A 22,994-nucleotide genomic window follows, 5' to 3' on the forward strand; every position below is an offset into this window, starting at 1 on the left:
TAATTACAGAAGATCTCTGTGTTGTAATCTGCGGAGAGTTAACTTACCCATTAAAGCCAGGCTTATCACTCCAACTACTAAAGCCCCCCACATGACTGGCGATAGTATCCCCCACTCTTGGCTCATTCTCACCGTATATAACAGCAGGTTGCCATCAAATAACCAAATGATAATTCCTACAATAAACGTCACTCCCGTGATCACCATCGTTAACCAGAAATATTTCCTACCACTACATGTCAATTCGAGATGAATATAAATCCCTGTAAAAGCTAGACCATATCCAATCCATGTTAGTGCGAAACAGATGTAAGCTCCTACAGACATTTCCGATCTCATTTGATAGTTAACTCCATATATGATACTGAACACAATCACACTATTCATCGTCAATGCTATGAACATCTGGATGTACCTATAACACATAATGACTTGAGGAGAGATGGGCAACGTACGTAAATAGATCAACATCTGTGTGTATGAGTCCTCTGTGAGATATTTAAATGACTTCTTTGAGTAATAAAAGCCTAGCATCGGAATCAGTGTAAGTAGTAGCATATCCGACATTGGATTTAATTCATTCTGATGTTCGTATTGCCCCGCTATAAGCGTGCTAACCATTATACCTATATAACTCATGAATATTATTGAAACGATGAACATGTATTTCTCAATTTTTATATCTTTTTTGAAAATCATCCAAGCATCTCTTATTAATATCTTCAATCATTTCGCCTCACTTTTAAAAAATATTATTATTCATTGTCCGATCACTGTGCTCACTGTATATATCAATATACACAGTATAATGTCTGTAACATTCTACGTCAACCTTTAATTTCACATTTTTCCCAAACAAAAAAAGACCCGCAGTTATACTGACGGATCTCTCATCATGCTCATCATTAGCTTACCTATAAAGCATTTATTCTGTTGTACTAGATCCCGAGGATGACTTCCCATACAGGCTTCGTATGTCCACCTGGATACAGAAGATACAAGAGAGCATATACCGTGGCACCTGTAATCGCTGTGAAGAACCACATAATCGATGTCACTTTCCCCCATTTGCGATGTTTCGCGAACTTGGACTTAAATCCAAGCGTCAGCGTCGTAAGCCCGAAAACAGCCGCAACGGTAGCAAGAATAATATGCATAATTAAGAAAATTTGATAATACACTCGAAGGTTCTCTGGGCCACCCCATTCAGTATTACCTACGAATATCGTACGGGACATGTAAATAATGAAGAACAACAATGCTGCAATCGCTGCACTGATCATAACCTTCTTATGCGCTTCCTTCTTGCCCTTAATAATAAGATTCCAGCCAATGGCTACTAATACTGCACTGATCACTATAAAAGTGGTGCTTAACGTTGGTAACAAGAAATATAAATCCATGAATATCCTCCTAAGAGTTTTTTTGAGTTACACACAGGCAATACTTCGAAAAAACTTACATAGAAAGCATATACCTGAGTTTTTTGAGTTACACACAGGCAATACTTCGGAAAAACTTGCATCGAAAGCATATACCTAAATGTTTTTTAGCAATATATCATCATCTTCTTCGCGGTTCTCATTCCTATACCAGTGATAGAATATATAAGCTAGCATAGAAACAAAAGTGATCTCCTGTACAAACTTCATCAGAATCGCTCCCACCTGCTGATCAACCAACGGACTCATCAAGTTAAAAAATGTAGGTCCACCGAAATTCTCTAACAATACAGATGTATCCCCGGAAAAACAATATCCCATTGCCTTCGCCCAAATATCTGGGTCACTATATGTAGCATACATAGGCTGAGCTGCGAAGATAATTAAACCACATGCTGGAGTCAATAATATCATATTCAAAAAGATATAGCCCATTTTACCAAGACTTGATCCTTTCATCTTCTCAGGTAGTGGATTCAATAGCGTCCACCACATGAGCATAGCACTCACGAACAATACGATATAATACAAACGGTGAACGTTAAAATGCAACATCACGTAATCATGAATAGCCGGAATATGATAGAAGGAGAACAAACCATTAAATAGAACAGCAGCAACAATTGGATTGGCCAAAACTCTTAACCGTCGAAATGGATTCACCCTCAACAATGCACGCCATAGCCAAGTGGGCATACCCAAAATAATTAACGGTGGTGCGACTAAATACGAAAGAGCCATCGTCAACATATGAAATGTGAACATCATATGACCTAATAGACTTACTGGACCACCCTGAGCTAGATAGAGCATAAATATTCCTATAATAAACATCGTCTTCTTACCCCACGAGACTGGCGGTTCTCCTGCTGCAAACTTCTCACTGAATGGACCTATCACAAGTAAATAACCAGCTAATATGAGCAGCATGAACACCATGAACAATGGGCTCCATAAGTCAGAAAAACTAAAGTATTCCAAGCCTAACATCTGATAACCTCCTAACTTAACATGTTTCTTCAACATTCTTTCATCAAGTAGAAACGGCAATGCCGTCCTTTTTCAAAGACGGCACCCGTTTCGGCGGAAATATAAGGAATAGAGTATCAAGAATCAATTTCATAATTACGCGACTCGATTTAGCTGCATTAAATACATCTAAATTCAACCCAATCCCTCTGAAGCTAAATTTAGTTGCATGGAGTACATCTAGATTACTGGAATCCTTACTTTTCACCGTTATCGCCATTTTTAACTGTAGTTTTAACAACTAATTCCTTCATTCCCTACTTTTACTTCTAATTAAATGCAGTTTATGCATCTATTCTTGTCTCATCTTCACTACCATCATCACGAAGCTTTGTTCGTCACTCTAACATCGCCACTCTCTGCAAAAATAGATAGACTTTTAAATATCATAAAGGTTAGAGTAGACATTCCTCCAAATAACTTACACCTTCTTATATTTTAAAAAAGAGGTGGCTTAAGCCACCTCTTCTTATCTTACCACCACATCCAGAATATTGCTGTAATAACTGCCGTCCCTGCTACGAAAAAACCACCTAGCATAAACACAATCGGTAACAGATGTCCCTTATCCTTCAAATGCATCCAATATCCCATTTGAACAAACACTTGTAACACGGCCATTACCAATAATAAGGTAATCGTGAAGCCTTTGTTTACTCCTCCTGCGGCTACTGCTGCAAATGCGATTAGAGTCAGTACTATGGAAAAGATAAACACTACAATATGTTTCTGAGGCCCCTCGTGTCGAGGGCGGCGATTAACCAATTTGTGCTTGATCTGTTCATCCGCAGTCATGCTTTAGCCCACCTTTCCAAGCAAGTAAACGACCGTAAAGACAAATACCCATACAACATCGACAAAGTGCCAATACATAGCTGACACATAAACCTTCGGTGCCGTTACAACGGTTAATCCCTTGGTGTATAACTGTCTTATCAGAAACGCGATCCAACAAATTCCAAATATAACGTGAGCACCGTGGAATCCGACTAACGTGTAAAATGCCGAGCTAAATGCACTTGTCGTCATACTGAAATCATTATGCATCATATACTCATAGAACTCATAAATTTCAATAACTAGAAATCCAAGTCCCAGCAGCACAGTCAACATTAACCACTTCTTCAGTGAGCCTATATTATGACGATGCATAGCCTGGATGGCAAACACACTTGTCAAACTACTCAATAGTAAGATTAACGTTGCCACTCCCGTCAGCGGTAAACTGAAAAGTTCAAACCCCGATGGACCATCATTAGTCTGATTGCGTAATGTAAGGAATGTTGCGAAAAGAGTACCAAAGAGTACGGCCTCGCCACCAAGAAAGAGCCAAAAACCAAGAATCTTATTACGACCTTCAAGTGTTGCCTTCTCAGGATGATGAGGCAATTGGCCGTCTACCTGTTCTACATGTGCTGAGCCCATCCTTATACCCCCTCCTCTTCCAGTTCCTCTGGTTCAATATGCCAGCCATGATCATCAAAGTGAGATCGAAGCAACATAGATCCGAACGTGATGAGAAGCCCCAATCCACACACAACCCAGTTATTAAATATGAAGCTCATAAAGGAATTAGAGAATTTCTCATTGCTGAACATGAAACCAAGTCCTGCTATAAAAATCCCAAGAGACATTACAAAAGGAAGTATAGTAGGTGAAGGCATATGGATAGGTCCTACTGGCTCGGCAGGTGTCATTTCCGTATTACCAGCCTCTTTTTCCTTCCAGTAAGCATCAAGACCACGTACAAGTGGTATTTGTTTAAAGTTATACTCCGGTGGAGGTGAAGGAATCGTCCATTCTAATGTACGTCCATCTTTCCAAGGGTCATTAGCCACACCAATAGGTTTTCTCGATGTAATGTAAATATTCGCTAGGAATATCATCACACCCACACCCATTAAGAGCGCACCAATGGTACTGACAAAATTCATCGTATCAAATCCTTGATTCGGTAAATACGTGAATACGCGACGTTGCATTCCAATCAGTCCAAGGAAATGCTGAATGAAGAATGTCATATGGAAACCAATTGCAAAGGTCCAGAAGGTCCACTTGCCTAGTGGTTCACTTAACATCCGCCCGAACATCTTAGGCCACCAATAATGAAGTCCTGCGAATAATCCGAATACCATACCACCGACAATAACATAGTGGAAATGGGCTACCACGAAATACGTATCGTGGAATTGAAAGTCTGCAGGAGCAGACGCAAGCATCACACCCGTAACTCCACCCATTGTAAATGTTGGGATAAATCCAACTGCGAATAGATTAGGTGTCGTAAAGGACACTTGACCTCCCCACATCGTAAACAACCAGTTAAAGATCTTAATTCCAGTCGGAACAGCAATTAACATCGTAGATATTGAGAATAAAGCGTTAGCTACTGGACCAAGCCCAGTTGTAAACATATGATGCGCCCAGACCATGAATCCCAAAAAGGCAATCAAAATCGTAGCGAACACCATCGAACTATAACCGAAGAGACGTTTACGTGAGAATGTAGGTATAATTTCTGAAATGATACCAAATGCAGGCAATATCAGAATATAAACTTCCGGATGCCCGAAGATCCAGAATATATGTTGCCAAAGGATCGGATTCCCGCCACCTGCTACATCGAAGAAGTTCGCGCCTAGTATCCGGTCAAAGGATAACAATACGAGACCAACTGTTATAGCCGGGAAAGCAAACAAAATCATCGCTGAAGTAATGAATGAAGTCCACGTAAACATAGGCATACGCATAAACGACATCCCTGGTGCTCTCATTGTAATAATAGTTGCTAGGAAGTTAATACCCCCAATTAACGTACCTAACCCCGCAATCTGTAAACCTACCGTATAGAAATCCACTCCATGTGTGGTACTATATTCAGCACCAGACAATGGTGTATAGGAAGTCCAACCTGCATCAGGCGCTCCACCTAGAACCCAACTAAGATTCAATAAAATTCCCCCGAACAAGAATGTCCAGAAACCTAAAGAATTCAGAAATGGAAATGCTACATCACGCGCACCAATTTGAAGAGGAATAAGAGCATTCATCAGAGCAAAAACAATTGGCATGACACCTAAAAAGATCATCGTTGTTCCGTGCATTGTAATTAATTCATTAAATGTTTGTGCGTCTATCAAATTATTCATTGGCTTAATTAACTGAAGACGAATGAGAATCGCTTCAATACCACCAATCCCAAAAAACAATCCTCCACCAAGTAAATATAGGACAGCGATTTTCTTGTGGTCAACAGTCGTCAACCAGTCCATTAAGCCCTTGTAGCGCTTGACACTATGAGCGTGAGCCAAGGTTTGTACCCCCTTTAGAGTCCTTGCTGTTATTTAGAGGTTGTTCAAAAAGTCATCTTTGGGTCACGAAGTATATCAAGAGGACTACTCGACTTTTTGAACACACACTAGTTAATAATCTAATTTGTAATTGGCTAAGTATGCTGCAATACCATCAATTTCTGCATCGGTAAGCCCTAAGTCTTTTGGTGCAGGCATTTTATTACCTGGCTTCACTGACTGAGGATCATGGAGCCATTCTTTCAAGTTCTCCTCAACGGTGTTCGTATATTCTCCAGGCGTCTCGGAGTTCAATAATATACCTGCAACCGCTTCACGCGAACCAATTCCCGTTAGACTCGGGCCAGACAGACCACCTTGATCACCTACGGCATGGCATGTTAAACATTGGTTCTTGAATGTATCTGCAAGTGCTTCATCCTCCAAAGCTACCATCGGTGCTTCCATAGCCGTAATCCATTGATCAAAAGATTCCTGACTTACCGATTTCACTTTAAACTCCATAAATCCATGTGAAGGCCCACATAATTCCGCACATTTACCTAGATATACACCTTCATTAGGAGCAACGAAACTGAACTTGTTCAAGGTTCCATCTGGGTTAGTATCCAGCTTCCCTGATAGGGATGGTACCCAGAATGAGTGGATTACGTCTGCTGTCTTCAGTTCAAACGCAATATGCTTATTCGTTGGAATAATCAGATCTTGTGCTGTAGTAATGCCATACTGAGGATATTCAAACTCCCACCAGTATTGATGTCCCGTAACTTTCACTTGTATAGCATCCTTGTCATTAGAATGATCGTTTCCGAAAGCAAATACCTCTTTAACAGTAGGTACTGCAAGAACAAGTACTAATATCAATGGAATAACTGTCCAAATGATTTCCAACTTGAAATTACCCTCAACTTGTTCAGGCATTTCTGTGTGTTCTGGTTTTCTACGGAATTTAATAAGTACAAACGCTGAAATCGCAAAAACAATAACCAATACAACGAACATAATTGAGATGGACAGCAATATTAAATTGTACTGCCCCTGTGCCACAGGCCCTTGCGGTCTCAGCACCGACAAGTCCTCACGGCCACAACCTGCCAACAGCAAGGTGAACATCGCTAGCATAGGAAGGAGTTTCTTCATGGCCTGCCATCTTTTCATCATAATCTACCCCACTTTTTATGCAATTTAATATATTTTTTCAAACATCGATCACTAAAAACACCTTTAAAATAACGAAAAATATGTATTTGTCAATTAAAAGTATCACCTATTTTAATATAAGTTTAAGGTACCACTTTGTCAATGATTGGCGCCTAGTTCACAAATTGTTCAAATCTTCAAAAAATAGCATGAGACTAAGCTTTGTAATCGGTTTCATATAAAGAAAAGAGTTTTAATAAACAATAAGGTTTATAAAATATACCTGAAAAATACGTCGCTAGACTACTCTTTCTATATTTGCCAACATTGTGTCATCTGAAACATATCTGTCACATGTCATTCTTATAACCCATAACAAAAAAACCGAGTTCCGCGGTAAATACCGCAGAAGACAGTTTATAAGGATCTTTCATAAAATTCAATAATCATTGCATTATAACGTAGAAGAATTCATCCGTCCTAGTTCATGCTCTACCACAGAGGTTAATTCCTCTTCGTATCCTCCCATAATATGATATTTCCTGACGTAATCCTTCACAAACTTCTTTGGATCCTTAGGCTGGAAAATACGTGTCATTTCCCTTAGACTTTCCTTGACTTCGTTATGACCTTTAGTTGCCATAATTGTTCCCTCCCAAATCGCTGAATGAAAAGCTCGGGTTAAGAGAATGCCGAAAAGATCTTCCTTGAAACATCGTGGAGTAATATGAATTATGTGTGGATAGAAAGCTCTTCGATCACCGCTCGAGTATTTGACAAACGAGTTACCCGAAAACCAGTGCAGCTGAATCACTCATTCCTATTGTATCATACTTCGCCACAGGTTACAGTAGTTAGAACACATGATTATATTTTTATTACATTATTATTGAATTTTTGGAGGTAAATCGATGTATCTATTTCTTATTAACAAGAAGTCAGGAAGTGGAAATGGGCTCCGAACATGGAACAAAGTACACACCATCCTACAAGATCGTAAGATTCCACATCGTCATATCTTTACAGAAAGTTCCGCTCAAGCCGCAAGCTTTCTCTCTGAAATGCTTCAGCAACCGGAGTCATGGCAAGCTGTTGCCATCATCGGTGGCGATGGTACAATTCACAGCACTCTGCCCGTTCTACACAAGACCGGTATACCCTTAGCCGTTATTCCAGCCGGTTCAGGTAACGATACAGCTCGAAGTTTTGGTATACCCTTTGATACAAAAAGCGCGCTAGAAGTTATTTTCAGAGGGAAGATTCAGGCTGTTGATCTGATCTCAACTTCAGGGGTCCTAACATTAACAGCGCTCGCTATAGGTTTCGATGCCCAGGTCGCAGAGAATGTGAACCAAAGCAAGTATAAGAAATGGTGTAATATGCTTCGAGTAGGTAAGGTCGCCTATATCATCGGCATTCTCCATACGGTGCTTACATACAAACCTACAAAGGTCAGTGTCACTTGCGATAATAATACAACGACTTACGATAACACTTGGATGACTGCCATTTCCAATGCTGTCTCTTACGGAGGTGGATTCAAAATTTCACCTCAGGCCCAGCCAAATGATGGTCTCTTGGACATATGTGTCGTCCATGGTTGCACTCGCTTGCAGCTACTTCGCCTATTTCCAAGAGCGCTAACCGGGAATCATGTCAATCTTCCATTCGTCACCATGCTTCGAGGTCGTTCTATTTCATTTCATACTGAGCAAAAGAGATTGGCACTTGGCGATGGAGAGACTATGCCTAACCGTCCTTACGATTCCACAGTATCCCCTAGCGGCTTACAATTAATGATCCCTAGAGGCGCATAATAAATTAATTCCCATATCTTCAAAGACAAAGGGGCTGCTCTACTCGTTGATTGTCATCTACGAGTGGAGCAGCCCCTGATCTATCACGATCTCATTGTACTTGGATAGCCTTATTCCGATTGAACAGCGTCATTCCCTTTGAGACCATTAAAAATAAGATTCATGACAATAGCAGTAACACTACCAGCCACAATACCATTGTCAACGAGAATACGAAGCCATGCTGGCAATTGTATAAATACTTCCGGTACTACGGTTACTCCAAGTCCCATACCTACAGAACAAGCAATGATGAACAAGTTCTCATACCGATTCAGATCCACTTGATCACCAAGCATCCGGATTCCTGATGAGACAACCATTCCGAATAAAGCAACCATCGCCCCGCCCAACACAGGAGTTGGCACGAGCTGTGTTAATGCAGCAATCTTCGGTACGAAGCCGATCAACACTAATATTCCACCTGCAACGACGATGACATCCCTCGTCTTAACACGACTCATTTGTACGAGCCCTACATTTTGAGAATACGTCGTGTAAGGAAAAGAGTTGAATATTCCCCCAACAACGATAGCGATTCCTTCCGCACGATACCCACGAGTCAGATCCTTCGAGGTAAGCTCTTTACCAACAATTTTACTGAGTGCCATGAACACGCCCGTCGATTCCGCGACACTCACGATAGCTACCAAGATCATCGTAATAATAGCTGAGGCATGAAATGTCGGCTTCCCGAAATAGAATGGTTGTACGGCTTGGAACCAACTCGCATCTCTCAACGGGGCTAGATCAACATGACCTAACATACCCGCTACGACAGTACCCGCAATTAATCCTATTAGAACAGATATAGAGCGTATGAACCCTTTAGTAAAGCGGTTCATCAAAATAATAAACAATAACACGCCGAATCCAAGAGACAGATTCAAGGAACTTCCGAAATCTACCGCTCCCTGTCCGCCTCCTATATCCGTTAATGCAACCGGAATAAGCGTCACACCAATGATCGTCACTACTGATCCTGTTACAACAGGTGGAAATAAGGCTATAAGCTTGCCAAATAAACCCGAGAATAGAATGACAAAGATACCCGAAGCGATGATCGCTCCGTATATGGCAGACACGCCATGACTCTGTCCGATCGCGATCATTGGAGATACAGCTTGAAAGGCACATCCTAACATCACAGGAAGACCGATCCCGAAGAATCGATTCCCAAATACCTGTAGCAATGTCGCCACACCACAAGCAAGTAAATCAATAGAGATGAGGTAGGTTAATTGTTCCGTTGTAAGACCTAATTGCCCCGCCACAATGAGCGGAACAATAACTGCACCCGCATACATCGCTAACACATGCTGAAGTCCTAAAGATAATGTATGGACTGGATTTCTGTTTTTCTGAAAAATAGGTTCATGACCCTGTTCTTGCTGTTGCATATGCTGTTTCTTCCCCCTAGTTCATAGTAAAACTATCTTACATATCCTCTTCTACAAAGGTCACAGTCCCATTGTCCAACGCAGCAATACGTACAAGGGATTCTACACGATACCCTGCTTCTAACAATAGTCGACGACCTGGTTGGAAGGATTTCTCGATAACGATCCCAATTCCTACAACCTCTGCTCCTGCCTGCTCCACGATCCGAGCTAATCCGAATGCTGCTTCACCATTCGCGAGGAAATCATCGATAATCAATACGCGATCTGTAGGATCAATAAATTTCTTAGAGACTGTAATTTCATTGGTCTCTTGTTTCGTGAATGAGAATACCTTCTCCACGTAGATATCTTGTTTAAGCGTCAATGATTTATGTTTACGGGCAAAGATCATCGGGACATTTAACTCTAGCGCCGTCATAATCCCTGGTGCGATTCCTGACGATTCAATGGTCAACACCCGTGTAATTTTCTGATCAACAAATCTGCGTGTGAATTCCTTACCTACTTCTTTCATTAATTCTGGATCCATCTGATGATTCAAAAAAGAATCAACCTTCAATACTTGGTTACTTAGTACGATACCTTCGTTGATGACTTTCTTTCTTAGCAATTGCATATTAATTCCCCCTCTAGTTATATACATGGCGATACTTTTTTCCTATACTTGCGCAAAACAACCCTTTCATCACCGCCAACTTGCAGCAGGGAATCCAGGGCTTTAGATTAACAGACATACCTAATCGTACTATGCTTCTCAGTCAAGTTCTCTGAATAGAAGGATGGATTGGGCATGTTGCAGTTAACCCGTAGACCAATCATTCCGGTGATCAGGTAGAGACATGCAGGCCTATTCCTGCACATATACGGAGTCATATGACAATGTTAGTATGAAATGAAATGTAACTCAAGTATTATAACGCATAGCACATCATTAAATAAAGGGGAAAATAATAGAATGATGTGAATACTAGCATTCCACTACAGTAGATTACTCAGAATAGACTTAAGATCTCTATCCTCAGTGTACTTTTCTTCCCCCATATCTAACTCAGTAATCCTAATGGAAATGTATTCCGACGAGGGATCAACTGATTTAAACAATAATGTTTCACGATCAGCAATTACGACGTTGTAATTCATATCTTTAAGCATATCCAAAAGCTGTTCATCACCTGGCTGTTGCTTCTCATCAAGAAAAATAATTCCCCGCAAATGTTTGATTTCTTCTTTATACTTCACTTCGAAATGAACGAGACACTCCTGCATGTCTTCATTCCCCCTTAATGTTGTTATCTACGCCTACATACTTCTTGTAAATTTGTTCATAGTGATGACCATAGCGTTCTGTTAGAGTATCTCCGATATCTTGCTCCATTTCATAAAGAACCATCTCCTGTGTGAAATGACTAAGCAGTAACTCCGACATCGCCGGGTGAACACTCACCATAGCACTCGTTGGCAAATCCTCTCCGCGCATGCCGAGCATACACCACGTCCGATCGATAACAAATGAGAATTTACGCCCTACATTTACTGAGGTCTGTGTGAATGATAAGTTCCATCCTGGCCATAACATATGACGGCTTAGGGACGTTTCCCCACCATCTGTAGACCAGAGCAGCTTTACTCCTCTGCTCTCAGCACGCTCCAATTCATCCCGTAACAGCGTAGCTTCTTCATGCGATACATCAATGACAATTTCCTTTTCTGCCCTCTCCAACCTCTGTACTAACGCTGCTAGGACATGATGGTCGCCCTCTACAGAAAGGAAAGGAGGCTGTTCTGGCTCTATTCTTGGCATTTGATTCTCGATATAGGAAAGAGATTCGCGCATTTGTCCTGAGATCATGTGCGTTAACTCTTCCGTACTAATCATACTATAGCGGATAGGCTCCCCAGAACTATGATGAAGGAATCCCTGCAGGGACAACCGTTGTAACGTAGTGTATACATTAGAACGCGATACACCTAATCTTTTAGCTACCTCATATCCTGATGAGGGGCCTTTTCCTGCCAATTCGACCATGACTTTGGCTTCCATCTCCGTAAACCCTAGATTCCGAAGATGATGTAATAATTGTTCCATTCTTCTGTCCTCCCAAGCTGCATGAACGTATTCCATTTTTTCTAAAAACCAATGTTTGGCTAGATTATTAAATTTGTTCCGCACCACACCGCGGACACCACTTAGATCCTAAAGGCAAATCAACCGCACAAATCTGACAATTAAATGTTTCTTCCGGGATTTCCTCTTCATCCTTAATACTCGACTCACCGTCATCTTGCCCTTTCCAATACCGAATTCGACGATCAAGCTCTAATTGTCTCTCACGCTCACGTTCTAGTTCCTCTACTTGTCTACGTTCGCGTTCTAAACTCTGTACTTGCATATCCACGCTCTCCACCTGATCTTCCTTTTCATTCGTTTCAGTGTAGTTCGGGTTTAGTATCTCCAATTCTTCTGGTTGTATAGATTGCTTCTCGGTAGGAACCATCTTTTCCTTCCTACTTTTAGACTCACTTCCTGACATCTTTGTGCCACAATGTGGACAAAAGTTAACCTTCAGTTCCACAACATGACCACAATGACATAACCTTTCGTTCTGCAATTCTGCAATACGTCCACGAAGTTCCTCTACAGCTTCCCACAGTGTATCACAAGCTTTTGACAATTTAACCATTTCTATCTCAGCCACGCTCATATCTTCCGTTTGATACCCCACATAGAATACTTTACCCATCTGCAAGAAGTGAATATCCATTTCTCTTTCAACTTCAGTAATTTGAGTTTTAATTTTATTAATTTCCACCATATCTTGAGCCTTTTGGGTTACGCGATTCGCTCCACTTTTGATTCGTTGCATAATATTCATCATTATTCTCCTTCTCGATTAGGTCGCGATTATTTAGATCGCGATTATTCTACTTTCATTACTATATTGTCTTTAAACTTGTCATTAGCGTTATAATGATAACTATCGATACTTTTTAAACCAAAACAAGTGACTCTGACTCTATCATAACAAATTTATATATGGATTGTGAAAAGGTATATCCTGTACAGTTCAGAAAGGTAGGCCGTAATTGCCACAATTAACTACTAAATATCAATCACACCCGACAGGCGTGCCTATATCCACCCCCTTACCACAGACGCGATCTGCTCCAACAACCACCAGTAAAGAACTCGTTCTTCAACCTATGGAAGATGCTTTCTACTTCCGCGCACTAGAGCAAGAAGGAATTCATCTCAATGGACCACAGATTGATGCCGTGCGCCACGGTCAGGGACCTTTACTTACACTTGCTGGAGCTGGTTGTGGTAAAACAACGGTTTTAGCCGCACGGACAGGATATTTAATCGCCGTTCGTAATGTTCCAGCTTCCCAAATACTATTAGTAACTTTCACAAGTAAAGCAGCATCAGAGATTAAGGAGCGAATTGCCAACATCCCTTGTATTTCACCTGTTGCAGCACGATCTGTACAAGCTCGTACCTTCCACTCTTTCGGATTATCTCTATTACGTCAGTCTGGGCAACAAGAGCAAATACTTAGTGATTTCTCAACCAAACATACGATCATGAAAATCATACTTCGTCGCCTAAAATTAGGTGAAACCTATCAGCCAGAAACACTCTTAGCAGCACTTTCATCATGGAAGATGAGCGGCAAACGGCCCTCTGAACTCCCCTCTAACACAGAGGAAGAAAGAAAGATCAAGAATATCCTGCTTACGTATGAAGAATGGAAACAAGGACGTAATCAATGGGATTTCGATGATATATTGTTACATACAACATCATTATTGAATGATCCCTCTCGATTAACTCAATTGCAATCGCGATTCACCTATTTGATGGTCGATGAATTTCAGGATACCAATACAGTCCAATATGAAATCGTGCAGAAATTATCTGCTGAACAACGCAATCTCATGGTTGTAGGAGATGATGATCAAACGATCTATTCTTTTAATGGTGCACGACAGGAATCTGTTCTACAGTTCGATCAAATCTACTCGGATGCCACAATCATTACACTTCCGATCAATTATCGAAGCGACTCTAGAATTCTTGGCCTAGGTACAGCCCTCATTGCTCACAATGAATTCCGACGTCATAAGCAACTTGTGGCCGCAGGATCTGAAGGTGACGCTCCTTACTATGCTTCTCCCGCTACTGTAGAGGACGAGGCCGCCTTTGTTGCGGATCACTTAGAAGAGCAAGTACGACTGGGAGAAGTTACTTACTCAGACATCGCTATTCTTCATCGAACTGCAGGTAGTAGTCGCTCTATGTTAGAACAACTATTACTTCGAGGAATTCCTTTTGTTCAATATGGAAGTAACACGGTGTTCTATGATCAGACGGTCATTAAGACCTTGATGGATCATCTTAGATTATCTGTGAATCCACGCTGTAAAGAAGCTTATCAGAGCGCACTTGGTCCACTCTATATCCCGCGTGAAGATGGCATGAGCTATTTAATGAATGAAGAGAAGAAGCAGTCGAAGAAATATCCACTCATTCACCTCACGCGATGGGATCGTCTTCAGCCTTTCCAGCAGGTCGCTGTCAAAGAGCGGATCAAATTAATTAAGAAACTGGCATCTCTCAAGCCGCTGTACGCTATTCAGGAAATGAGAAGATTATTCTACGATAAATATTTAGAAGCCGGGGACCCGCTTCTTCATACCCAATATAAAGAAACGCTGACTGATAACCTAGATGAGCTTGAGAGTGCTGCGGCACGGTTCGATACGGTCGAACTATTCATAGCTCATGCTGATGAATTAACGTTGCGACATCAGCAAATGGAAGCCCTCCGTGATGATGGTGCTGGTCAAGCAGTACAGCTATTAACCATTCACCGGGCCAAAGGGATGGAGTTCCGCCAAGTCTACTGGATCGGTGCAAGTGAGGGAATTCTTCCTCATAGTACCGTGTTGAAAGAACAGCTTCCCCAAGAAATGAAGGCCACTCGTCCACAGACGATGGATGCCAAACTTGCTAAGGCTGCTGCACTTGAGGAAGAACGGCGTCTAGCGTATGTAGCTGTTACTCGGGCTAAGGAGCGACTTTACATTACTTCACCACTTCATTACCATGGCAAAGCTGTCGAGCCATCTCGCTTCCTACTCGAAGCCTTTGGTGTGCTTCGCCGTCAAACTAACACTAGCAAGTAATTAAATAGGAATCCGCAACTAATAAATAGAAATAGCAGACCAAGGATAACCCTGATCTGCTATTTCTTTGCGCATCATTCTCTTCAATGTATAAGTACACAACATAACTAGAGTTTAATATTGCTCTCATCAAAATATTCTTCCACCGTTAGTCCACTAGCAGCAAGTCCTGGTGCCAAATCAGTACCGAAATACCGAATATGCCATGGTTCATATACATAGCCTGTCTTATCCTCAGCATCTTCTAGGTATCGGATAACGAAACCATACTCTGGTGCATGCTCCGCCAGCCACTTGCCTTCTCTAGTCTGTCCAAATGACTCTTCAAGTGCATTACCTACACTTGGGCTGGAGACATCAATTGTAAGACCCGTCTGATGTTCACTATTACCTGGTGCAGAACTAACGCGAGAAGCTTCTTCCTCTCCCCTATTACGAACATTAGTTTCATAGATCACCTTCTGACGTGCATAGGAACGGTATCCCGAGACGGCTCGCAATTCAATACCTTCGGATTCTGCTCTAGCAAATAGCTTTTCCAACGCTTCCGCAGCTTCTTTACGCATCATTCGTTTCTCATGTGGTCCATCGAAAGAAAAAGGAACATTCGGCTCCACTAGATCCTTTGGCTCGTAACCTTCAGGAAGACGCCGTTGTTTATTCACAATCACCGTTACCGCTTCTGGATTCGTCACTACATCATGACCGTCCACTTCTTGAATGGTAGCCTGAAGTGCATTTTCATTACGCATCGCCATGACCGAATCGATAGCTTGTCCATCCTTTACTACTTCCTGCTGATCCCCTTGACCAGCAGGTGATGCCTGCAACGCTTGTCCTTCTCCTTGAGCGGAACCCCCTGTTTCAGATCCGCAACCAGCAAGAAGTATGCTGGACAATAAAAGAACTGGAGCAAACAGACGAATCCAATGCTTCGTTTGCCATGTCTGTAATTTCATTCTAAACTCTCCTTACTTCACTTTACTATTTATAATACACAACATTAGGTTTATGTGCACGGTCCACTCATTCCTTAAACCATACCCTACGGCGCTTCTCAGCTGTGTCGGCTGTTTTCTTCAGAATCATTCGTAGCGCCTTTTGAACCCCGGGAACCCCATCCAACAATGGAGTCCAGTCATCTGCATGTAGTTCCGAATCCTCTGCTCGCGAAAGATATACGGTTACATCTCGAAATAGAGGACCTGGCTCATGCAGTCTTCCTTGCTCAGCAGCCTCTGCTAGCCAATCTCCTGGAGTAGGCCCAAGCTTCTCTTTCTCTTCGAGAAGTGATGACTCTACTGCCGCTATCTCCTTTGCCTGAGAGGTCGTTGAAGTAGACCATGTACCAAAAACCCTGAACAACAGTTCTTTACGAGGCAATCCTATAAGGGCTAACCCAATCATCGGATCAGTAGCCAACTGCTCAGAAGCATATTCACGCACAGATAACAACCTTGGACAAGTCGAATCTCCGCAATGACAAGTTGCTTCTGTCAACATGATATTTGCTGATGAAGGCAATACATCACGAAGCCATACCGGAGCCTCTCCGCTGAGAAGAAGGTACAAATCATGAGGGTTCCCCGTTAGTTCCGAGAGAATCCCCTCTTGAACTTGAGGAGAACATATCTCCACAGGTATCTTCACCTCGTGGTTGTTATCTTCAGTCTGTTCCTCAAGGGATTTGGTAAACGTCCCTATCAATATGCCCGGACGCGCATCAAGTAAGACTTTCGCTACATCTGTCACCCTCATCCCTCCTCTTATTATTTACAATGCCAGTTCAAAAAGTCAGGTTTTCAGCACCGAGAAGATTGGATGAAGCTAGGGACTGAGGAGCGGAGCGTAGGCAGTACCTACGTGAGCACCGGAAGGACCGGGTGAATTCAATATTCGATGCCGAATACGCTTCCTGGTAACCTTCGTGATCAAAAGATGACTTTTTGAACTTCCTCTCACATCCAGTCTTCGCCTTGTAGGGCGATTAGGTCCTTTAGATCAGTATCTGACATCTCCGTCAACCAGGTCTCACCCGAACCTACTACTTGTTCAGACAGTGACTTTTTATTCTCAATAAGTTCATCAATTCGCTCTTCCAAAGTCCCTTGGCAGATGAGCTTGTGTACCTGCACATTCCTATGTTGTCCAATACGGAATACACGATCCGTCGCTTGATTCTCAACGGCTGGATTCCACCAGCGATCATAATGAAGCACATGGTTGGCACGGGTTAAATTGAGACCTACTCCACCCGCCTTTAGCGAGAGTACAAAGAACGAGGTGCCCTCTCCCTCTTGGAAATTACGAACCATCTCATCGCGTTCTTGCTTCAGTACACCTCCATGCAGGAATGCCGGAGCCTTACCATACCTTGCAGCTAGACGTGATACAAGCAAATGCCCCATAGCCACGTATTGCGTGAAAATAAGCGCAGATTCGCCAATCTCTTCAATACTGTCAAGTAACTCTAACAAGCGCTCCATTTTGCCAGAAGCTTCCTGTTTCGTCACCCTAGTTTCCTCTTTGCCTAATAGCTGGGGATGATCGCAAATCTGCTTCAATTTGGTCAATGAAGATAACACGAGACCCTTCCTCGCGATACCTGTGCGCTGTTCAATCTGCACCAACATTTGATCAACAACAGCTTGATACATCGCTCCCTGCACATCGGTTAGCGTACAGTAAGATTTCAGTTCAATCTTCTCGGGTAGATCCTTCGCAATATCCGGATCACTCTTGAGCCTGCGGAGCATGAAAGGCGCAACCAATCTATGCAATTCCTGCAAACGTTCCTGATCTACATCCCCAGTATAACGTTGACGGAATGAAGATGACGTCCCTAAATATCCGGGATTTAGAAATTGAAAAATCGACCATAGTTCTCCCAAGCGATTCTCTACAGGTGTGCCCGTCATCGCAATTCGATGTGCAGCAGACAATTTCATCACACTTTGAGCTTGCTTCGTTCGGTAATTCTTAATATATTGCGCTTCATCCAACACGATGGTTGCCCATAATACCTGTGCCAAATCTACGCCATCCCTACCACATAAATGGTACGTTGTAAGGATGATGTTATGTTGTGTAACCTTTTGGAGGAACTCTTCACCATGCAGTCGCTTATTCCCGTGATGGATATAAATAGACATATCCGGTGCGAAACGCTGTAATTCACGTTGCCAATTCCCCAGTAACGATGTAGGGCAAACAATCAGTACAGGCTGAGTCTGCTCAGCCAACCGTTCAAGTAAACAAGTGATAACCTGAACGGTCTTTCCAAGTCCCATATCATCAGCTAGACATACACCGAAGCCAAGGTCCCGCATGGCAGCAAGCCATTGATAACCTCGCTCCTGATATGGACGCAACACGCCGTGCAACGATTCAGGCACAGGTCGGATTGGCACACGCCGCGAACTTGTTCCTTCGAGAAGAGATGACAACATTCCCACCGTCTGCATACCCATGACGGTAAGACCCTTCCACATCCGCTCATCGCCATCTTCGGCAGTTAAGTGCATCCAATCAGATACTTCCATCTGACCTTTCTCGTGACGCTTAATATATCGCAACACCTGACGGATTTCTTTGAGATCCACTTCAATCCATTCACCACGAAATTCTGTATATGGAACATCCGCTTCTGCCAACTTAGCCATCTCTTCTAGCGTAAGTGTCATTCCACCAAGCGCAGCTTCAACCTCAAAGGAAATTAAGTGCCCCATGCCTAAAGCCGCCGGCACACCCTCTCTACTCTCAATCGTTTCAGGCTGTACCATTCTAAGTGATAGGCCCACACGACGACGATCCCTACTCCAACGAGAAGGAAGCTGGACGCTCACCCCCGCAGCCGTTAGCAATGGAACCGATTCGCGAACAAAGGTGAATAACTGTTCAGGTGTAAGCTCCATTCCTTCTGGTGCCGGGAAATTCAAAGCATCACGAATTTCAGAGGATACGAAAGAAGCTTCACCCAATGCTATCAAAAGTTGTTCTTGAACCGCTTCATAATGTCTCCCTCTGACTTCCAAATCCGAAGGAGCTCTGCCCCATATAAAGCTTGCAGGCAGCCACGTCCCGTAATCATCTTGGATCTCACCCCAAAAAGACACATGCCATTGCTGTACATCGTCTAGCATCCTCGGCTCCATCCGTAGTCCTAAATTCAGGCGTCCCTTCTGCTGAGCATGCTCTTCATCTTCACCGTTTCCACTTACAGGAACAGAAGTGCCTCCGATGAGAGATACCGTCTTCGCTAGCTCTCCCACCTCACTAGGCGTTCCTTGAATTGAAATATCGCGACTTACCGTCAAGAGCCCATCCCACCATAATTCAGCAATCGGTGAGTAACCTCTCCGATAATTCGCCATATACCGGGAAAGCTTAGCATCTAATCCCTGTATCACATCTTTAATTTCCATATGAATAATCGCACTTAAGAAGGAATGCAGCACGGCAGCGCCCGCTTCCTCCTTCGTCTCTGAACCCACGAATGCAGGAACACCAAATGCAAGTGGGGGCATCGAAGCTGCCAATTGTAAGAAGCGTTCTGCTTCTCGTTTGCCCTTCAATTTAGGTTTCCATCGAGCGGTCACAATCTGCTCACTCGTACGTCTGCGTGAACCCGTTGTAACGAGTGGCGCTGTCCCAGGTGCAACCCGACCACGAAGCATTAGCTCCAATGCAAATCGTGCTACTTTCACCCAGTAACTCATTTCAGCACCAGGTTGTATTCCATGTGCTATACAAGTCTCATCATCCCAAGCTAGGAGCATGAAGAATGCATCTTGCGGAGAAAGTGCAAGACCTTCTAATGTCCTGCCCATTAGTTGACGTCTTTCCCCTCTTCTGTTGCTTGTTTTAGGGTTCGCGGTAGTGGATGGATATCGAAGTTCCGCTAACCGTAACACCCCATTAGCAAAAGGACGAGTTCCATCCTTCCATTCAAACTGTTTCACTACTCGACTCCAAGCATCCACCCTTGGCTCAGATACCTCACCTGAAAAACAAAAAAATACATCGCCTAACCATACGCCATATAGCGGTTGAGTCATCGTTGTCTCCTGTCGTTTCACTGCTTACATATTTTTGTTGCAACAATCGAACTTATCATGTGAAAAAACCCACCTAAATCTTACTTTCCAAAGGTGAGTTTAATAGTCTTGTTTCATAAAATCGGGACTTTTTTTTCATTATATCAATGACATTAAACTCCATTTACCACTGTATATCATACCATATGAACAGAACCAATAACAACCGAACACCACATTACTAACGCAGTTATTAAGCCAATCCCACAATATGAATGACCTCATTCGGATAAATATGAAAGCCCGACGATCCCGTTAATGCGATATTCACCATCGCTCGAGCTACTACTTCAGCAGGAATCGCACGATAAACGGCACCCTTTCCACGCAAGAGAAAGTCGAAAGCGGTCATGAATTTAGCAGCCACCTCTTCACCCCAACGTTTCTCGTTACGCTTCCCTAGAAGAAGGGATGGACGAAATAATTGTACTGAGGGAATTCCAACAGCCGAAAGAGCAGCCTCCGCTTCTCCTTTGGTTCTACTATAGAACACACGAGATGAAGAATCGGCCCCCATTGCTGATACAGCTAGAAACTGACTAACACCCTGAGCATGTGCTAATTGAGCCGCATGAACAGGATATTCAAAATCTACTTTGCGAAATTGTTCCTGTGATCCAGCCTTTTTAATTGTTGTTCCCAAACAACAATACACATCTCTCACATCCGTAAAGACCTCGCGACATTGATCTAGTTTATCCCATTCCACTACAATCTGCGTAAGTTTCGGATGCTGCATGTTCAATGGCGTCCTGACAAGCACCTTAACTACATCATATTCTTTCCGTTGTAGCAATTGCGCAACTACGAATCCTCCAACCAATCCTGTGGCACCTAATACAACAGCCTGAACTCCCATAGTTCCCTCCTATGAATCTTTAAGAATTCTTCGTCCGAACGTCAACGCTACAATTAACATAATCGTCCCCACTACACTTTGCAAGCCATACTGTTGAACCCAATCTGGAAGTTCTTTTATCATATTAAATATTTGTCCACCAATCATCGGCCCTAGGAAAGAAGTAATACCCGTGATTGCAGCATACATTGCTATGAACATAGGTCGCTCGCTCTTGGGGGTATCTCCAATCGTAAAGTTGAATACTAATTGGTTGAATCCACCGATACCCGCTCCTAACAATATATGCGAGATCATTAATACAAGTAGCAGTGGTAGAAATGAAAGGAGTCCCCAAACCATACAAGATCCAGCTATAATCGGGAGCGTCCAAAATAATAGTGTCTTATTGCTAAATTTAGCATTTAGATTACCCCATACGTAGAAACTAGCCATCATGGATACCGTCTGAACAATAGTAAGCAATGAGATTGTCTGGTAATTAATATGCCATATGTCTAGCATTACATAGGAGAACAACGGAACGACCATCGTCTGAAGAAGTAGCCACAACGCTAGGAACAATGTTGATTTCATAAAAGGTTTATCATGAAACGGCTTCTTCATCATAGGTAATAATTTGTTCTCATGGGATCGTTCGAAAGGCATATCTGGATAGAAACAAAACGTAACAATATTAGCAATTGCACAAATAAATATAAGAATAAATAATATTTTAAACCCTGTACTCTCAGGATTACTATCAAGTATTTTACCACCAACAAACAGCATGATACTACCAAGCGCATTTAAGAACGTATTTCTAATTCCAAAATATCTTCCCCTTACCCCAGCAGGAACGATATCACTAATAACTGACGCCCATAATACACCACTTACAGCATTGGCAATAAATGCGGAGGTATATACAATAATAAAGACAGGTACCCACCATTCTTTATCAAAGATAAAAGGAATGAGACCTGTAGAGCTCCAGAGTAATCTATGAATCGCAATGAATATAACCAGCGTCCACTTACGACTTTGTAATTTCTGAATCATAAAAGCGATAAACACTTGAAAGACGTTTACTAGCGTTGTAATTGCAAGAACCAAACCGATAACGCTAGAACCTGCACCCAAATACAATAAATATCCTGTAAGAAACGGTCCTCCAAGCAACGTTTGAAACATAGTAGAAGGTATTCCTTCCGCTGTTGCAATAAATAAATTCCTTCGTTGTAACGAAAACTTCCGTCTTTGTTTTAACTTAGATGCCGCACGTATGAGGATGCACTCCTTTTCATATCCATCTATTAAAAAACTCTCTCTTTTGTCCCCATTCTACACTCAAGTAAACATCTGTCAATCCTATTTATTCGACAATTACATTCATATATGAAACGACTCAAATAACTTCGTTAATATGAGGAATAGAGTATCAAGCGGAACCTATACTTCCTTATAATTTAAATATTATTTAAAATTCTTCCAATTTACCTCTTCCCTAATTCGACCTAAGCTGATATAGTTTATAAGCAACAGGACGATTTAAATCTAATTGTAGATATTCAATACCTCTCAAGTGATTAATTTCACATACATTGAGACATTTATCATGCTAACCTCTTCGTAGACATCATATTTGAAAAGAAGTAGCTATTGAATGTGCCCGTCATCAACACGGTTCAC

Annotated in this window: 21 protein-coding genes and 1 riboswitch; of the genes, 2 read left to right on the plus strand and 19 right to left on the minus strand. The window is 42.3% G+C overall.

Annotation, left to right across the window (positions count from 1 at the left end):
* Positions 1–3 precede the first annotated feature (3 nt).
* The 9 genes from AC1TO9_RS13005 to AC1TO9_RS13045 all read right to left on the minus strand — a co-directional run bounded on the left by AC1TO9_RS13005 (position 4) and on the right by AC1TO9_RS13045 (position 7,565).
* On the minus strand, positions 4–726 hold the full coding sequence (locus AC1TO9_RS13005) for a hypothetical protein (RefSeq protein WP_482059368.1): 723 nt from the start codon (positions 724–726) through the stop codon (positions 4–6).
* A 212-nt stretch (positions 727–938) separates the two neighbouring features.
* Complete coding sequence (locus AC1TO9_RS13010) at positions 939–1,403, minus strand: DUF420 domain-containing protein (RefSeq protein ID WP_482056060.1); 465 nt, start codon at positions 1,401–1,403, stop codon at positions 939–941.
* A 135-nt stretch (positions 1,404–1,538) separates the two neighbouring features.
* Complete coding sequence (ctaG, locus tag AC1TO9_RS13015; protein WP_482059487.1) at positions 1,539–2,432, minus strand: cytochrome c oxidase assembly factor CtaG; 894 nt, start codon at positions 2,430–2,432, stop codon at positions 1,539–1,541.
* Between the two features lie 43 nt (positions 2,433–2,475).
* A complete protein-coding gene (locus AC1TO9_RS13020; protein WP_482059369.1) occupies positions 2,476–2,691 on the minus strand; it encodes a hypothetical protein in 216 nt (71 codons plus the stop codon).
* Positions 2,692–2,945: 254 nt separating this feature from the next.
* A complete protein-coding gene (locus AC1TO9_RS13025) occupies positions 2,946–3,266 on the minus strand; it encodes a cytochrome C oxidase subunit IV family protein (RefSeq protein WP_482056057.1) in 321 nt (106 codons plus the stop codon).
* Between the two features lie 3 nt (positions 3,267–3,269).
* Positions 3,270–3,896, minus strand: coding sequence for a cytochrome c oxidase subunit 3 (locus AC1TO9_RS13030; RefSeq protein ID WP_482059370.1), 627 nt, complete (start codon positions 3,894–3,896; stop codon positions 3,270–3,272).
* Between the two features lie 2 nt (positions 3,897–3,898).
* A complete protein-coding gene (gene ctaD, locus AC1TO9_RS13035) occupies positions 3,899–5,743 on the minus strand; it encodes a cytochrome c oxidase subunit I (protein WP_482056254.1) in 1,845 nt (614 codons plus the stop codon).
* Between the two features lie 150 nt (positions 5,744–5,893).
* Entirely contained in the window at positions 5,894–6,943 is a 1,050-nt protein-coding gene (gene coxB / locus AC1TO9_RS13040) for a cytochrome c oxidase subunit II (protein WP_482056055.1), read from the minus strand.
* Positions 6,944–7,376: 433 nt separating this feature from the next.
* Positions 7,377–7,565 (minus strand): hypothetical protein, encoded by a 189-nt coding sequence (locus tag AC1TO9_RS13045; protein WP_482056054.1) that lies wholly within the window; start codon positions 7,563–7,565, stop codon positions 7,377–7,379.
* A gap of 268 nt (positions 7,566–7,833) precedes the next feature.
* Here AC1TO9_RS13045 and AC1TO9_RS13050 point away from each other — a divergent pair, with 268 nt between their 5' ends.
* Positions 7,834–8,739, plus strand: a complete 906-nt coding sequence (locus AC1TO9_RS13050; protein ID WP_482056053.1) for a diacylglycerol/lipid kinase family protein — start codon at positions 7,834–7,836, stop codon at positions 8,737–8,739.
* 110 nt (positions 8,740–8,849) lie between these two features.
* Here AC1TO9_RS13050 and AC1TO9_RS13055 read toward each other — a convergent pair whose 3' ends face one another.
* The 5 genes from AC1TO9_RS13055 to AC1TO9_RS13075 form a co-directional block, all read right to left on the minus strand.
* Positions 8,850–10,178, minus strand: coding sequence for a nucleobase:cation symporter-2 family protein (locus AC1TO9_RS13055; protein ID WP_482059371.1), 1,329 nt, complete (start codon positions 10,176–10,178; stop codon positions 8,850–8,852).
* Positions 10,179–10,215: 37 nt separating this feature from the next.
* Positions 10,216–10,797 (minus strand): xanthine phosphoribosyltransferase, encoded by a 582-nt coding sequence (locus AC1TO9_RS13060; RefSeq protein ID WP_482056051.1) that lies wholly within the window; start codon positions 10,795–10,797, stop codon positions 10,216–10,218.
* Between the two features lie 171 nt (positions 10,798–10,968).
* Positions 10,969–11,068, minus strand: a riboswitch (purine riboswitch).
* A 91-nt stretch (positions 11,069–11,159) separates the two neighbouring features.
* Positions 11,160–11,447: a hypothetical protein gene (locus AC1TO9_RS13065; RefSeq protein WP_482056050.1), complete on the minus strand. Its 288-nt coding sequence runs from the start codon at positions 11,445–11,447 to the stop codon at positions 11,160–11,162.
* A 4-nt stretch (positions 11,448–11,451) separates the two neighbouring features.
* Positions 11,452–12,267, minus strand: a complete 816-nt coding sequence (locus tag AC1TO9_RS13070; RefSeq protein ID WP_482056049.1) for a TrmB family transcriptional regulator — start codon at positions 12,265–12,267, stop codon at positions 11,452–11,454.
* Positions 12,268–12,334: 67 nt separating this feature from the next.
* Complete coding sequence (locus AC1TO9_RS13075; protein ID WP_482056048.1) at positions 12,335–13,057, minus strand: zinc ribbon domain-containing protein; 723 nt, start codon at positions 13,055–13,057, stop codon at positions 12,335–12,337.
* Between the two features lie 208 nt (positions 13,058–13,265).
* On the opposite strand from AC1TO9_RS13075, the gene AC1TO9_RS13080 reads away from it, so the two are divergent.
* The gene (locus AC1TO9_RS13080) at positions 13,266–15,368 is read left to right on the plus strand and encodes an ATP-dependent helicase (RefSeq protein ID WP_482059372.1); all 2,103 of its coding nucleotides are present in this window, start codon (positions 13,266–13,268) and stop codon (positions 15,366–15,368) included.
* 107 nt (positions 15,369–15,475) lie between these two features.
* Here AC1TO9_RS13080 and AC1TO9_RS13085 read toward each other — a convergent pair whose 3' ends face one another.
* The 5 genes from AC1TO9_RS13085 to AC1TO9_RS13105 all read right to left on the minus strand — a co-directional run bounded on the left by AC1TO9_RS13085 (position 15,476) and on the right by AC1TO9_RS13105 (position 22,496).
* Positions 15,476–16,327, minus strand: a complete 852-nt coding sequence (locus tag AC1TO9_RS13085) for a M15 family metallopeptidase (protein WP_482059373.1) — start codon at positions 16,325–16,327, stop codon at positions 15,476–15,478.
* A 67-nt stretch (positions 16,328–16,394) separates the two neighbouring features.
* Positions 16,395–17,120, minus strand: coding sequence for a hypothetical protein (locus tag AC1TO9_RS13090; RefSeq protein ID WP_482059374.1), 726 nt, complete (start codon positions 17,118–17,120; stop codon positions 16,395–16,397).
* A 206-nt stretch (positions 17,121–17,326) separates the two neighbouring features.
* Positions 17,327–20,425: a DEAD/DEAH box helicase gene (locus tag AC1TO9_RS13095; RefSeq protein ID WP_482056044.1), complete on the minus strand. Its 3,099-nt coding sequence runs from the start codon at positions 20,423–20,425 to the stop codon at positions 17,327–17,329.
* Positions 20,426–20,657: 232 nt separating this feature from the next.
* A complete protein-coding gene (locus tag AC1TO9_RS13100) occupies positions 20,658–21,323 on the minus strand; it encodes an oxidoreductase (protein ID WP_482059375.1) in 666 nt (221 codons plus the stop codon).
* 9 nt (positions 21,324–21,332) lie between these two features.
* Positions 21,333–22,496, minus strand: coding sequence for an MFS transporter (locus AC1TO9_RS13105; RefSeq protein ID WP_482056042.1), 1,164 nt, complete (start codon positions 22,494–22,496; stop codon positions 21,333–21,335).
* Positions 22,497–22,994 lie beyond the last annotated feature (498 nt).

The sequence above is a fragment of the Paenibacillus sp. Y916 genome (assembly GCF_056786435.1).

Coding starts and splice junctions, on each gene's coding strand:
- AC1TO9_RS13010 (WP_482056060.1), bottom strand. CDS start 1,403: ATGGATTTATATTTCTTGTTACCAACGTTAAGCACCACTTTTATAGTG.
- ctaG (WP_482059487.1), bottom strand. CDS start 2,432: ATGTTAGGCTTGGAATACTTTAGTTTTTCTGACTTATGGAGCCCATTG.
- AC1TO9_RS13020 (WP_482059369.1), bottom strand. CDS start 2,691: ATGGCGATAACGGTGAAAAGTAAGGATTCCAGTAATCTAGATGTACTC.
- AC1TO9_RS13025 (WP_482056057.1), bottom strand. CDS start 3,266: ATGACTGCGGATGAACAGATCAAGCACAAATTGGTTAATCGCCGCCCT.
- AC1TO9_RS13030 (WP_482059370.1), bottom strand. CDS start 3,896: ATGGGCTCAGCACATGTAGAACAGGTAGACGGCCAATTGCCTCATCAT.
- ctaD (WP_482056254.1), bottom strand. CDS start 5,743: ATGGACTGGTTGACGACTGTTGACCACAAGAAAATCGCTGTCCTATAT.
- coxB (WP_482056055.1), bottom strand. CDS start 6,943: ATGATGAAAAGATGGCAGGCCATGAAGAAACTCCTTCCTATGCTAGCG.
- AC1TO9_RS13045 (WP_482056054.1), bottom strand. CDS start 7,565: ATGGCAACTAAAGGTCATAACGAAGTCAAGGAAAGTCTAAGGGAAATG.
- AC1TO9_RS13050 (WP_482056053.1), top strand. CDS start 7,834: ATGTATCTATTTCTTATTAACAAGAAGTCAGGAAGTGGAAATGGGCTC.
- AC1TO9_RS13055 (WP_482059371.1), bottom strand. CDS start 10,178: ATGCAACAGCAAGAACAGGGTCATGAACCTATTTTTCAGAAAAACAGA.
- AC1TO9_RS13060 (WP_482056051.1), bottom strand. CDS start 10,797: ATGCAATTGCTAAGAAAGAAAGTCATCAACGAAGGTATCGTACTAAGT.
- AC1TO9_RS13065 (WP_482056050.1), bottom strand. CDS start 11,447: ATGCAGGAGTGTCTCGTTCATTTCGAAGTGAAGTATAAAGAAGAAATC.
- AC1TO9_RS13070 (WP_482056049.1), bottom strand. CDS start 12,267: ATGGAACAATTATTACATCATCTTCGGAATCTAGGGTTTACGGAGATG.
- AC1TO9_RS13075 (WP_482056048.1), bottom strand. CDS start 13,057: ATGATGAATATTATGCAACGAATCAAAAGTGGAGCGAATCGCGTAACC.
- AC1TO9_RS13085 (WP_482059373.1), bottom strand. CDS start 16,327: ATGAAATTACAGACATGGCAAACGAAGCATTGGATTCGTCTGTTTGCT.
- AC1TO9_RS13095 (WP_482056044.1), bottom strand. CDS start 20,425: ATGACTCAACCGCTATATGGCGTATGGTTAGGCGATGTATTTTTTTGT.
- AC1TO9_RS13100 (WP_482059375.1), bottom strand. CDS start 21,323: ATGGGAGTTCAGGCTGTTGTATTAGGTGCCACAGGATTGGTTGGAGGA.
- AC1TO9_RS13105 (WP_482056042.1), bottom strand. CDS start 22,496: ATGTTTCAAACGTTGCTTGGAGGACCGTTTCTTACAGGATATTTATTG.